Genomic DNA, 14,778 nt, shown 5'->3' with positions numbered 1-14,778 from the left:
CTTATGATTGGTATATTATTCTTTTACTTAGCTTTTCCTACAGAAATGTTTATCTGAGGATTTAGGTTAGGCGCATAGGCCCCGGTAGTATCGAACGTAAAATAGTCTATACCTGTGGATGTATTCTGGAATCCTGCCTTTGCTGCATAAGTCCTTGATTTTCCGGTCAGCTTCACGTTATCCACCTCCAGCGGACTAATCGTGGCGCCCCATTTATCTCGTTCCAGGTAGAAAAATATGCGGATTTGCTTGCAGGTTGCAGAGGTGGTGTAGTCAAGAGAATAGGTTTGCCAGTTGTTATCGGTCACATCCACGGAGGTTCCGAGTGAATTGTCCTGTACTTCCTGGATCTTGATCACCCCCATGGTGGGACCCTCTTTTTTGATACCGCCGCGTACCAGTGCCGAAAGTGTATAAGTTTCATTAGGTACAACATCTATTACCTGCCCGATCTCGGAGGCAGACCAACCATCTGCCCATTTATAATTGTTCATGCTTAAAATATGATTGTCAAAATCCTGTTGGTTGTTGATCTCCTGATTTTTGATAAATTGCTCGGAATTATAACGGTCACCGATCAGCACATCCCAGCCTTCTATCTTGGTTGCGATATGGTTATCGTAGGCCGTATTAAATTCGCCTTCAAAGTTTGGATTCTTCAGCAGGTTCTCTACCATATCGCCGTTTCCGACCGCAAACTCAGGCTGGGTGCCATAATCTGTAGCACGCACGCTGTCAATCAGTAAGTTGTCCTTGAAAATGATAATCCGATTGTCTCTGGTAAACGAATAGCGGTATGTATGTGATCTTTTATCATCATTGTAAAACTGGCCAAGACCGCTTTCTTCATTGATTGTGGGGTTAAACAGCTCTTTTTTGTCCAATCCGTTATACAAACCCATCCCCTTGGCATTAATATAGGCTTTAAAACCAATTCCTTTATTCGTAACGGCATAAGGATAAAATTCCTTTAAGCTATCTGTATTTACTTTGAATTCCATAGTAAACCCGTTGACATCAGGATTGAAGCCCTCTTTTTCACCAAAGGTTATTTCGGCATCTCTACCACCTGCATATTTTGGGTTATTGGTCATTGCTTTGGTGGTCATTTTGCTTCCATAACCTTTTAAGTTTACATAAGATCTGGTAGCACCGCTTCTGAGGATCACATGCCCAAGAGTCAGTTTTTTGGTGCTGTTTAAGGTAACCGTTACGGTGGTGTTTTGTGCATTAGCCGGAATTACCTGGGGTTTTACAGAAAAGCCTGAAGTTGCAGTAATATTGATCGGCTGATCGCTTTGCAGGTCGGATGCACTAACAGTAAATGTAGCTGTAGGGTGCGTATCATCAAGGTCCAGCCATGGACCTGATTTGAGTATCGGGAGGTTTTTTATCACTTTATTTTTGCCTGCATCTTCCGCAGGAGGCCTGTCGTTAGAAGGATTATTACCTTCAGTTTGCTGAACTGATGCTTTTAGAGCGGAAACCGAAAGTGTTATCATAGCTACCAGAGCCCATTTCATGGATATTTTTCTCATCTGTTTCTTTTTTTCTTTTTAAAGTGATTGATTTTTTATTTAGTGAATTGTATTTGTTTCTCCAGGATTATGGTTTGTTCGAAGCTAAAGGCAGCCCGATGCGTTTTTGCAAAAAGGGAAGGTCGCATACCAAACAGTTCGATAAATTTTTCGCGGAAATATTTAATATCTGAGATGCCAACCTTAAGTGCGGCTTCCTGAACTTTACACATGCTGCCGAGCAGTAAATGTGCTGCTTTACATAGTCGTATATATCTGATAAAGCCGTTTACAGAAAGTCCGGTAGCCGCTTTCATTTTTTTAAATAAACTGGAATAACTCATTCCAACCAGTTCGCATAGCTGATGAATGGTAAAAGATTGATTCAGGAGGTGCTGTTCAATGATTGCGGTACACACTGCTACAAGCTCCTGATACATAAAAGGAATGTTTTTCAGCTCATTTCCGCACACCTCCCGATAAAAATATTTTTGAAGCAGCTGTCTTCTGGCCATTATTAATTCGATTGCTTCAGCTACTGTTTCATCTGATTGGGCTGTATACCGGTAATAGGGGACGTTAAGGCCTGACCAAATATGCTTGGAGATTTTGCCGTTCCTCGAGGCAATGATAACCGGGATGTGGTTAAATATGTGGACCGACTTGATAGCCGCCGCCATCGCTGTTACCGGAGTTGCTTCGGGGTCGGCAAGGCAAATGATGAGTTCTGGTAGCTTACTCTTAACCTGCTCAAGAAGATCTCTAATATTTTCCCGATAGGAAATTACACTGAAAGTGCAATGGTTGTGCTTAAATAACACATGAGGTGCTTCGTTGGACTTAATTACCAGGACAGATGTAATACAGTTGAATGGCAGATCTAAATGGCGCAAATGTTCAGATATGGCGGTTTCAGCTATGGCATGATAGGTTGAGCCCAAGCCCCTCATGTACGATGTTTGTATTTTTTTATCGGTAAACATCATCTCGAGGCCGCTTGTTGTTTGATGTAAATTAAGTGTCCAGTTTTCTTCTGAGATGTCTGCCGGGGAACTGGACTTTCGTATTACCGGAAATTGTCCGAGCAGAAAAGCGATGATTTTGACGGAAGAATCCATTTTTCCTACATTTTCCGTTCTGTTACTGCTCGAGCCTATAGAAGAAAAAGAAACGCTGATCTCGGCCGCTCCAGCTTTATCCGTTACTGCCAATACAATAGTGCTTTTTGGAAGCGCCAGGTTGATGGAGGTCGAAAGCATGATATATAATAGTACTTCGATCTGGTGAAGACCTGTCTTTTGAAATTGGGTGTCAGTGCCGGTAAGCTTTAAATCGACTTCAATGCCCTTATGCTTCGCCTGGTCGGTTAAACCCGAATAAGCCAGTTGTGCCAGACCGATAATGTCCAGATCGTTTTCCTGAAGATCATGTGAATGTTTTTTTTGCATATGGTACGGCAACCTGAATGCTTTTGGTTAGCGGATGTAAACCTATAGATATACGACCGATCTAAGCGGGTAGGGAATCATAATTTTAGGGGTCGTTTCTCGTATAAAGCCGCTCTGGGTGTTCAGGTGCTGTTTTTTCCATGAAGTGTATTCGACAAAGGCTTTTTATTTTGGGCGGGAGCTTAACAATACTTTCTTTTTCTTTTAAGTCAATCATCTCTTGTGCCGGTCGACTGCAATCGGGCAGTTAAAAAAACCTTCTGATTCATATCCCTGGTTAAAAGGCGTAATCTTTATCATCATTTGATGAGGGTTAAAGCTACCATGGACGGGGAATACCGATTTACCTCCCCAAAATTATGATTTCCTACCTGTGTGGTGCTTTAGCTAATTTCTACGTTTATTTCAGATTTGCAGAGCTCAGGAATTGCGTGAGCAGAATCAATGTGGCGTGCAGGGTATCCTGTGCTGTTTGCAATCAGAGATGATCTATTTAAACCAATTATTACTTAATAAAGAGCTGTATGTATTTATTTAACACAATCAGAGCGGTAATACTCGCTTTACTTTTTACAATCCCCGTTTTCGCGCAGGAAACACACACTTTCGCCCTTGGTGATGATGCTTTTTTACTTGATGGTAAACCATTCCAAATGATCAGTGGTGAAATTCATTATCCGAGGATTCCACGAGAAGCCTGGCGGTCAAGGATGAAGATGGCAAAGGCAATGGGGCTTAATACCATCGGAACTTATGTCTTCTGGAACCTTCATGAACCCCAAAAGGGCATCTTCGACTTTAAAGGCAATAATGATGTGGCCGAATTTGTCAGAATAGCTAAGGAGGAAGGTTTGTGGGTTATTTTAAGGCCAAGCCCATATGTATGCGCAGAATGGGAGTTTGGTGGTTATCCCTATTGGCTGGAAAACGAAAAAGGACTTGTGGTGCGGAGTAAGGACCCGCTTTATTTAAAGGAGTATGAAAAATACATCATGGAGGTTGGCAAGCAGCTTGCACCATTACAGGTCAACCACGGTGGCAATATATTAATGGTCCAGATTGAGAATGAGTATGGCTCTTATGGCAGCGATAAGGAATACCTTTCGATCAATCAGAAATTATTTATAAAAGCTGGTTTCGATGGCTTGTTATATACCTGTGACCCTGCACCTGACCTCACCAATGGTTATCTTCCGGGCCTGTTGCCGGCAGTTAACGGGCTTGATAATCCCGAAAAGGTGAAGAAACTGATCGCAGATCATCATAACGGAAAAGGGCCTTACTACATCGCTGAATGGTATCCCGCCTGGTTCGACTGGTGGGGAGCTCCTCATCATACCGTGCCGGCAGCCCGATTTACGGGTAAATTAGACTCGGTACTTGCCGCCGGAATTTCCATTAACATGTATATGTTTCACGGGGGTACAACACGCGGTTTTATGAACGGGGCGAATTTTAAAGATGAAACCCCTTATGAACCGCAGATTAGTAGTTATGACTATGATGCCCCTCTGGATGAAGCAGGCAATGCCACAGCGAAATTCCATGCATTTCGATCCATTATTCAAAAGCACCTGCCTGCCGGAACAACGCTGCCACCCGTTCCCAATCCTAAACCAGCCATACGGATACCAACTATAAAACTTGGGCTTACGGCATCATTAACGGGGAATCTTTCTAAGGGAACTTATCACGATAGTCCCCTCACTTTCGAGGAACTCCTGCAGGATTATGGATTTGTACTTTACAGAACAACACTAACCGGCGGTATTAAAGGCACATTGAAAATCAAAGAGCTGCGCGATTATGCATTGATCATGGTTAATGGTAAGCAGATCGCTACGCTTGACCGCCGTTTGAACCAGGATAGTTTAAATATAAGTCTTCCACAAGGGAAGGTCGTATTGGATATTCTGGTAGAAAATCTTGGACGGATTAATTTCGGGAAATACTTATTGCAAAACCGTAAAGGAATAACGGGGTACGTAAGCTTTAACAATCGAAAAATTAAAGGCTGGACAATGTACCGCTTTCCTTTCAACGATCTGTCAAAAATCAAATACCAGTCAACCGTTAAGGCCGGAAATACGCCTGTTATTAAAAAGGGCACGTTCAACCTCACCGCTATTGGCGATACCTACCTTGATATGCGTAAGTGGGGGAAAGGAATGGTATGGGTGAATGGCCATAACCTGGGTAAGTATTGGAGCATCGGTCCACAGGAAACGCTTTACCTTCCCGCAGAATGGTTACGTAAAGGTGTTAATTCGATCGAAGTACTGGAATTACTCCGACCTAATCAGAACGAAATAACAGGGATAGACCATCCTTTACTCGATGGAATTGACCATTCCGTACCCGACCATTTGCCGCGTAAGATCGATTAAATTATACCTATTTTTAATTTCACTATGTATTTTCACAGGTATAAAAATATACAGAGTTGAGATATATACGGGGATGGCTGCACTGCATAAAAAGGCCCTGGCAAGGCATGTCCTTATAAATTTACAAACCTCTAAAAAAATCGTTCATTTGTAATTGATTTTATATCGATTACTCCCTGGCGAGGCCTTGGGATCGGAACCTTTAAAAAAATAACATGAAAAAAAATTTTCGTTACTTATTTTTTTTAATCATACTGATTATCAGGTTTACAGACCTGCATGCACAGGATCTGTTCTCCCATTTAGGAATCGAAAAAGGGCTCTCCAATAATTCGGTTAATGCGATATATAAAGATCATTTTGGCTTTATGTGGTTCGGAACAGATGATGGCCTGAATCAATACAATGGTTACAGTTTCCGTATTTACCGGAATAACCCCAATGATAGCTCATCACTTGTCAACAATCAGGTTATTGGTATGGCGGAAGATGGCTCAGGGACGCTTTGGATTGCTACAAAAAGGGGAGTAAGCGTGCTGCACAGTTTCCCTTCCAAATTTGTCAAACCTATATTTAAAGCTTATAATGATAAAAAGGCGAGACCTATCGATCAGGAAATTTATGCCATTAAAGGAGGAAACCATGGTGATGTGTTCATCGGCGCATCTGATCTGGGGCTTCTGGTTTACGATAATCACTCCCGGGAAACGCGTCAGGTATCTTTTCAACCCGGTGAAAAAGTGCTGACCCCTTATTCCATCCGTGCCATCCGGCCAGTTCAGGACAGGGCCTGGCTGATCAACCCCGCGAAAGGACTGGCTTATTACGACTACCGTTCAAAGCAGATTTCTTTGGTGAGTAGCAATGGGGATATCCGGAATGCAAATTCCATTGAGGCCGATCAATCGGGAAACCTGTGGATTGGTACAGACCACGGACTTTATCGCTATAACATTTTAGCTAAAAGCTTTAAATGGTATAGTGTAGCCCCCGGTCAACTTCTTGCTCAACGCATTCTCAGCCTGGCATTTGATCGCAGGAACCGGTTGCTGATCGCGACAGATGGCGGTGGAATTAATATTATGGATACGGAAAAGGAAAGTTTTTCTTATCAGACTGCAGGTGAAAGCCCATCCTCATTGAACAGCAATGCGATAAGTGTTATTTTAAAAGATGAAGAACATCGGATCTGGGTTGGCACACTGCGTGGTGGAATCAATGTCCTGGATCGCAAGCGAAACGAATTCAAGCATATTTACCGTAATCCGCTGAGCCAGCAAAGTTTGGTCAGCGATTTTATATTATCCTTCTGCGAAGATCGTGACGGGAAAATCTGGATCGGAACGGATGGCGGAGGAATCTCGCTCTGGGACCGGTTGAAGGGTTTTAAAACTTACCGTCATGAAAACGGCAACCCACAGTCGTTGAGCAGTAACAATGTGACCAGCATTGTAAGGAGCAATAATGATGTGATCTGGATAGCAACATTCGGTGGGGGTATTAACCGTTATAACCGGGGCTCAGGCACATTCAAATATTATCCCTGCGCCAACAGTTGGGGTAAGGATGAGAATGTCTGGAAACTTTTTATAGATAAAAAGGGTGGGATCTGGGCAGGAACCTGTGTTGGTGTCGGGCTTTTATATCACTATAATGTTGCCTCAGATAGATTTGAGCCATTCAATAATGAACACTTAAAGAATATCATTGCCATTAATGAAGACAAGCTGGGTAATTTGTGGTTCGGAAGTTTCAATAAACTCTATAAGTACACAGCTGGGGGGAAAGTGATCACTTATGATATCAGATACCCTATTCGGTCGATATTTTTTAATAAATCGGGAGATCTTTTTGTCGGGACGCAATATGCCGGACTTTTAAAGTATAATTCCAAAAACGGAAGTTTTCAGGCCTTTACAGAGTCTGACGGGTTGAGTAACAATACTGTGCTTAATATTGAAGAAGACGATCACGCTAATCTGTGGCTGAGTACCTTCAATGGTTTAACGAAATTTAATTACCGCAATAATACTTTTAACAAATTTTATATCGAAAACGGGCTCCAGTGTAACGAATTCAATTATAATGCATCGGCGCACCTTCGTTCAGGACAACTTCTATTTGGCGGCATCAAGGGATTTAATATTTTTAATCCTGACAGCATTATGAACAATTCTGCGTTTCCGCCTTTGCGTCTGACAGATTTAAGGGCTTCAAACGAACCGCTGATCAGCGATGCGGCCTATTCGGCCAGCCTGTACGATACTAAGGAAATCAAAATCCCTTATGACAGGGCCCTTCTTTCTTTTGATTATAGTGCACTGGAATATTCGTTCCCCTCCAGGATTTCCTATAGCTATTACCTTGAAGGTCTTGAAAATAATTGGAACAATGTCAGAACAGCGAGGAGTGGTAATTACTCCCGGTTGCATGAAGGTACCTATGTACTTCATATCAGGTCAACTAATGGGGAAGGTATCTGGAATCCTCGCCAACTTACTTTAAAGATCATCATATTACCACCATGGTATCGTTCGTGGTGGGCCTATTTAACCTATTTAGCCATCATTTCCTATTTGCTGTACCGGTTTAACAGGTATAAGTCAAATCAGGTCAGGCTGAATTACCAAATCGAAATGGCCACAGCAAATGCAGAGAAGGAAAGAGAATTAAATGAACGGAAGCTTTCGTTTTTCACCCATATTTCACATGAATTCCGTAGTCCGCTAACGCTGATCATTAATCCCGTAAAGGAGCTGCTCTATAGCTCAGGTAAAAATATAGATGTCAGCGATTTATCCATTGTATATTTAAACGCTAAACGTTTGCTTAGCCTCGTAGACCAGTTATTACTGTTCAGAAAGGCAGATCACGAAGAAGATGACCTTAAAATCTCAAAACTGAACATCGTATTAGTTTGTAAAGATGTTTTCCTGTGTTTTACAAGTCAGGCACGTTTGAAAAATATTGATATTACATTTGAGTCTGCTGAAGAATATATTGAAATTTTTGCTGATCGGGAAAAGATAGAGATCGTACTTTTTAATATCTTGTCTAATGCTTTTAAGTTTACGGAAAAGAATGGCAGTATCCATGTTAAAGTCGAGGATTATGACGGCCGCATAGCGATCCTGATTCAGGACAATGGGCGGGGTATCCATCCCGAAATCGGAGATAAACTTTTTGATAAATTTTATCAGGCGCCAAAAAGTTACAACGTTTCGGTTAAGGGTTTTGGAATAGGCCTTTATCTCGCTAAAAAATTCATCACTTCTCATAAAGGTGAATTGACTTATCACAGTGAAATCGGAGAGGGAACGGTCTTCCGGATTGAACTGCTTAAAGGACTGGAACATTTAGCCGGTATAACCGTGCACCATGAAGATACTGAATTTATCATGCCTGATCTTGACCTGGCGGAAGAAGAAGCGGAAGAACCGGTAACCGCTATGGAGCAACCTGATTCTGGGGAATTGGATAATCTGGTATCCGAACAACCGGCAATACTGATCGTTGATGACAATGAACTTTTCCGGCAGTACATTAAGCGGATATTTAAAGAATCGTTTATCATTTATGAAGCCGTAGATGGTGAGGATGGTTTGATCAAGGCAAAAAAACAACTTCCCGATATCATCATCAGTGACGTGACCATGCCCGTAAAGGACGGTATCCAACTGTGTACAGAGATAAAGGCTGATCCTGCCATCAGTCATATCCCGGTTATATTGCTGACCTCGTCGACATCATCGGAGATCAAGCTGAAAGGCCTGGAGTGCGGGGCGGAGGATTATATTACCAAGCCCTTTGAGGCTGAACTGTTAACGGCAAGGATCAATAATATACTTAAAAGCCGCAATAGTTTGCAACGCTATTTTTATAATGCAGTGACTCTTCAAGCCGATAATCAGAAAATATCGCCCACCTTTAAAGAATTCTTGTCGAAATGTATCTCCATTACAGAGCGGCACCTTGATAACCCAGACTTCAATACTAAAGTACTGGCCAATGAGGTAGGGATGAGTCATTCGGCATTATATAAGAAAGTTAAATCCATTTCCGGTAAATCGATCAATGAATTTATCAGGTTCATCCGCTTGAGAAAAGCAGCGGAACTATTGATCCAAACGGACAGCAGGGTAAATGAAGCTGCCTTTCGGGCGGGCTTCAATAATCAAAAATATTTTCGTGAGCAATTCACGAAATTGTTCGAAATGACGCCTTCAGAATACATTAAAAAATACCGCAAAACCTTATAAGCTTGTTCAAAAACAGACTAGTTTGGTGTCGGTAGTCTAATCCCTTTGATGGAGCTCTCTGGCAGCAATAACCGCACAAAAGGCGTTGTTGCCAGCTGGTGTAATATCAGCCCGCTATTTCCGGATCTTACCGGGCAGCACTGTTTTTAAAATTTCGCGCTCCAAATTACTTTTGATGTAAACCAATAACAGGCCTGAGCAGCATTCTGATAATAAATCAGTGATTGTTTTCCCAATTCAATGGAGCGCATAACCTCTGGCTGGCTGTTGCTGGATTTCCATAACGAACTTTAGCCAGCTATAAATCTGTATTCCAGAAACGAAATCGAACGATTTGCGGCTCCTTAAGGGCAAATTTACCGATCTCTACCCCTATAAATCTTATTTTGTACCTAACCCTCCGCTTTGAATTGCACTTTCTTTGCTTCTGTTTTACGACTAACCAAATGAGAGAAAGTTCAGAACAAAATAAAGTCTGCGCATAGTAAGCTGTGCGACATGACCGAAGATTTAATGCACGCTGTAAACCTTCTATTTAGTATAGTTTTTTAAAAGTGAACGGCATTCCACTGAAAAGATGCCGCCTGCAAACAAACCAATATAAACCATATTGAGCCAGTATGATTAAACTTTTACTTCGTCAAGTTACGATTTGGATGCGCTATTGTGCGCTGTTATGCATTTTTGCTAATTCTCCTGCATGGGGAAGTAATAGCGTTTTCAGGTCGTATCAGCAAGTTCCGGTCAAGCCACTGGTTACACAGGATTCGCTGCGCAAAGACAGTTTGAGAAAAGATGCTATAAGATCGCTCAAACCTACTGATACCCTCAAAGTACGTTCATTTCGCGATCGGGTAGAAAATGTGGTTCAGGGTATAGCGCATTCCGACCATATTCAGGCAGGCCAATTAGCACAAACACCGTTTACAACCATTCAGCAAATGTTGAAGGGAGAATCGGCTGGTTTATACGTGCAGGAAAAGAGCGGAGAACCAGGTACGTTACAAGCTATGACCATCAGGGGGTTAACCTCACCACTGATTACTAATAAAGACCGGTATGGTAATCAACCTGCTGTGTATCTTAATGGCATCCCGCTTATAGGTGATCACCCCTTCGTTTACAACATTCAGGGTTATGACTTTAATCCGATCGGCCCTGCAACTAACCTGCTTTCCCAGTTCAGTGTTAATAATATCAAATCGATTGATGTGGTAAAAGACCCTGCCCAGCTTGCCAGATTAGGTCCGGAGGCTGCTAATGGCGCCATTTGGATCGTGACTAAAAACGCTAAGTCAGGTGAAAAACAGATCGAGGTTAACAGCTATTACGGTCAGGCAACCAAACCTGCAAATATTTCGACGACCAATGCGGCTTATGAAAACGATTTTAGAAGGATGTTTTATGATAAATATGCTACTGCAGGACAAAAGGCAACCTACCCTGCATTTTTATATGACCAGACCAATGCCAGATATTATGGTGCCTCCCAATGGTCTGATCTTTATTATCAAAACAATCCATTGCTGAATGTCGATCTCAGCATCACGGGAGGTAATGATCGCGCAAATTTCCGCTTTTTCGGGTCGCATACATCAGATCGCGGTTCTGCAGATCAAAGTTCCCTTGATCGATCAAGCGCCAGCTTTTTTATTAATATGGTGCCTTTTAGCTGGTTAACCGTTTCGAGTATGGTAAATGCCACCCGCTTAAACAGGAAACCAAATAAAAACCTCCGCGACCGATTTGCCGAGATGGAATATATACCCGATATCAATATACCCATTGCACCTTCCGGTGATACTTATCAATCCCTCCTGTCAATTTATGACAATGCCATAGATGAAAATATTAATAGTGCCATTCAAGGGTATGTGGCTTTGAATTTTCTGTTAAAGAAGATCCGTTATACCACTAAGATATCTTTCGATTACAACGAAGGCCTGAGAAATACATTTTACCCTTCAACACTGATGAATGGGATCAACTATGCTTCCGGGTATTTCGGTTACAATCAGCGCGCAATATGGAGCAATACCGCAGATTACAATTTAGAACTCAATAGCGATCACAGTTTTTTATTCTCGGCAGGAACCATGATACAATCAGATATCCACCGCTATAATTACTCGCAGGCCTATCATGGTGCTAATGATTTTATCAAAGTGCCCAGCACCGGTGCAGGCTTTATTATTCATGGATATACCGACAAGGAGACAATGACACTTATGTCCTCATTTGCCTCAGTTAAATATGATTTTAAAGACTTTTTAAGCGTAAACGGTACTTTCAGGGTAGATGGTAGCAGTAATGTGCAGCCAGATCATCGCTGGCTTCCAACAGCTGCCTTGAGTATCAACTGGGACTTGAAAAAGTTTTTACTGAAAGACAACAAAAAGATAAATAACCTTGCCGTAAACCTATCTGCCGCAAGGATAGGTAAATTAATTACTTACGATAAATTTTCAGAAGGCCCGCAGTATACTGTAGACCTGGGTTATAACAATAGTCCAGACATATTTTCCTATAACGCTTCGGCAGTATTGTCGCGGCCTTATTCAACTGGTTGGGTAGGTTATCAGCTGGGCTGGCCATATAGCGATCAAATCGACCTTAATGTTAAGGGAACGATATTGAACCGTGTTGACTTTTCTGTCGGGATTTATCATAAACAGGATAAAAACCAGATCATCGCTGTACCGGTTCCGGAAGAATTGGGCTATACGCAAACGTGGAAAGACGGTTTGTCGGTCACTAATCGAGGTATAGAGGCGGCTGTAGGGGTTGCTGTGATTAAAGGCAGTAAAAAGCTGAACTGGTATTCTTCAATTAATGCTGCGGTTAATCAAAACCGGTTAAGTGCACTTCCTGATGGCCAGCAGACACTGGTGTTGGGCAACCGGAAACTGCAGGTCGGTAAATCTATAGACCAGTTTTGGCTGCTGGAGAACAATGGTATTTATACAAGTGCCGGAGAGATCCAGGTAAACCCCGTAAACAACAAGCCGTTGAGTTATTACGGCCTTAGTTTTTCTGCCGGTGATCCGAAATGGAAAGACCAGAACGGTGATTATGTGATTGACGATAATGATAAGGTACTGAAAGGCCATAGCATGCCTGCGCTAACCGGTGGATGGAACAATCGTTTCAGTTATAAAAAACTCGAGCTGAACGTTAATGTCGTTTTCGCCTTAGGGCAGGATGCGTTGAACAGCCGTGCGTCGAACAAATTCAATTTTGCCAACCTCACCGCTACAAGTGATATCCGCGGGGTGCAGGAAATATTTTTCTGGCAAAAAGATGTAATTATTGAAAAGTACCCGGTTTATAATCCCTGGAGCGCTGTGATCCCTTACCAGTTGAATCAGGATCTTTTCCTGGAAAACGCATCCTACCTGAAACTTCGCGCTGTTACCCTTAGCTATGATTTTACAGACATGCTTTTTAAGAAAGGTTCGAGTAAGCTAAGGAATGCTGCTTTATATGTAACCGGCGCCAATCTGGCAACAATCACTGGTTTTAAAGGCACTGATCCTGAGCTGATCGACTTTAACGGTCTGTATAGCGGATACGGGTTGCCAATCCCCCGTTCGTTCATTGTTGGTTTTAAATTGAATTTATAGAAGCTATGTATTCCTATATAAAAAATAATCTGATAGCGAGAGCGGCTGTATGTACAATGCTCACCATAATGCTGATGGCGGGAATATCCTGCAAGAAAGCACTTGACCAGTCCTCAACACAGGTTTCGCCTGAAAACCTGCAATGGACCTCGATTAACGACAGTAGGTCTGCGTTGATGGGCGTATATGGCCTTTTTCGTTCAGCACTTGCCAATAACTATGCACAATGGGTTTATGGCGATCTGCGCTTCGGAGATTTCAGTTCTTACAATAGGCCTGATCTGGATGCCGCTATCAGGAATCAACTGAATGCTTCATTTCCAATGATCAAAGATTTGGCTGACTGGCGTCGTTTTTATGCCGTGATTAACAGTGCGGCCGTATTTATTGAGCATGCACCAGCCGTGGTTAAGGCCGATCCTAAATATTCGCAGGCCAACCTGGTTCTCGATATTGCGCAGGTCCGTGCGCTTCGGGCCCTGGCTTATTTTTATCTGGTAAGGATTTGGGGTGATGTACCATTAGTAACCTATGCTTATGATAATGGTACATTTCCGGCGATAGGCCGTACAAGTGCGACAACAGTTTTAGACTACGCTCAAAGGGAATTACAGGCCGCAGCAATCGATCTGCCTTATTATTATGGCGTTTCACCACAAACTTATTATGGTTTTAATCAGTCAAATTGGACGGGCGTATTGCTCAATAAAGTTTCAGCCTACGCGATTCTGGCTCACATGTCTGCCTGGCAGGGCAATTATGTAAATACCGATGTTTATGCCGGGCTGGTTATGGACAATGCCGCTAAAGCAGGCATCACTGCCTCTTCTATAGGCTATCTTACCGCAGCTAACGGCATATTTCAAGGTCGTCAGCCTGCACAACTTGTGGCCTTCGGCGCAATAGATTTTAATGGAGAATCCAGCGGTGCAGGCCACCTGGAAGATCTCACGCTTGCCCAGCCTTTTGTGGCGCGGGTGAAGCCACAGATTTTTGTGAGCAGAGATACTTTGAGCAGCATCTTTACCGACGCTTATGATTTTCGTTTTGGCACGGATACCCTGGCCAAAACATTCTGGACAAATTATATTACAGGTTATAACAGTAGCACTCCGGTTTTCAGTAAGATAAAAGTGATTAGAGATGGTGTATCAGATGGTAGTTATCCGGTTTTCGGGTCGGCAATGCTTATTTCACGCCTGGAGGATATACAGCTTTTGCGGGCAGAGGCAATGGCTGCCCTCAACCGCCGGGATGAAGCAATCAGGTATCTGAATCTGATCCGGCAAAACCGAGGGGTGCCCTTATTTTTACAAACATCAACAGCAAATATTGTAGATGCCATATTTGCCGAGCGCCGGCGCGAACTAATGGGCGAAGGCTGGAGGTGGTATGACCTCATCCGCTATCATAAAATCCGCCAAAAGGATACAGCCTTCAGCAGACTTATTCAAACGGGCGGAATTTATTGGCCGGTTTCAACCAGTGTTTTATCGGCTAACAGCCTTATTCAGCAAAACCCTTATTGGAAATAATCCGAACGC

At 42.7% G+C, this 14,778-nt stretch carries 6 protein-coding genes; 4 read left to right on the top strand and 2 right to left on the bottom strand.

Annotated features, from left to right (window positions below; genetic code table 11):
* Window positions 1–23: 23 nt before the first annotated feature.
* Together AC07YT_RS08100 and AC07YT_RS08095 are read right to left on the bottom strand one after the other, a co-directional pair.
* The gene (locus tag AC07YT_RS08100) at window positions 24–1,538 is read right to left on the bottom strand and encodes a carbohydrate binding domain-containing protein (RefSeq protein ID WP_494945267.1); all 1,515 of its coding nucleotides are present in this window, start codon (window positions 1,536–1,538) and stop codon (window positions 24–26) included.
* A gap of 35 nt (window positions 1,539–1,573) precedes the next feature.
* Window positions 1,574–2,965: a helix-turn-helix transcriptional regulator gene (locus AC07YT_RS08095; RefSeq protein WP_086545089.1), complete on the bottom strand. Its 1,392-nt coding sequence runs from the start codon at window positions 2,963–2,965 to the stop codon at window positions 1,574–1,576.
* A gap of 524 nt (window positions 2,966–3,489) precedes the next feature.
* Between AC07YT_RS08095 and AC07YT_RS08090 the strand changes: the two genes are divergently transcribed.
* From AC07YT_RS08090 to AC07YT_RS08075, 4 genes are all read left to right on the top strand, one after another.
* Window positions 3,490–5,352: a glycoside hydrolase family 35 protein gene (locus AC07YT_RS08090; protein WP_086545090.1), complete on the top strand. Its 1,863-nt coding sequence runs from the start codon at window positions 3,490–3,492 to the stop codon at window positions 5,350–5,352.
* A 215-nt stretch (window positions 5,353–5,567) separates the two neighbouring features.
* Window positions 5,568–9,611: a two-component regulator propeller domain-containing protein gene (locus AC07YT_RS08085; RefSeq protein ID WP_086545091.1), complete on the top strand. Its 4,044-nt coding sequence runs from the start codon at window positions 5,568–5,570 to the stop codon at window positions 9,609–9,611.
* A gap of 620 nt (window positions 9,612–10,231) precedes the next feature.
* Window positions 10,232–13,234 carry a SusC/RagA family TonB-linked outer membrane protein gene (locus AC07YT_RS08080; protein ID WP_086545092.1) on the top strand — a complete coding sequence of 1,001 codons (3,003 nt, stop codon included), beginning with the start codon at window positions 10,232–10,234 and terminating at the stop codon, window positions 13,232–13,234.
* Between the two features lie 74 nt (window positions 13,235–13,308).
* On the top strand, window positions 13,309–14,769 hold the full coding sequence (locus AC07YT_RS08075; RefSeq protein ID WP_494945266.1) for a RagB/SusD family nutrient uptake outer membrane protein: 1,461 nt from the start codon (window positions 13,309–13,311) through the stop codon (window positions 14,767–14,769).
* Window positions 14,770–14,778: the final 9 nt, after the last annotated feature.

The organism is Pedobacter sp. GW460-11-11-14-TSB4, from assembly GCF_059423705.1.
Note: the sequence above shows the minus strand (reverse complement) of the source record. Positions and strands in the feature narration are given on the sequence as shown.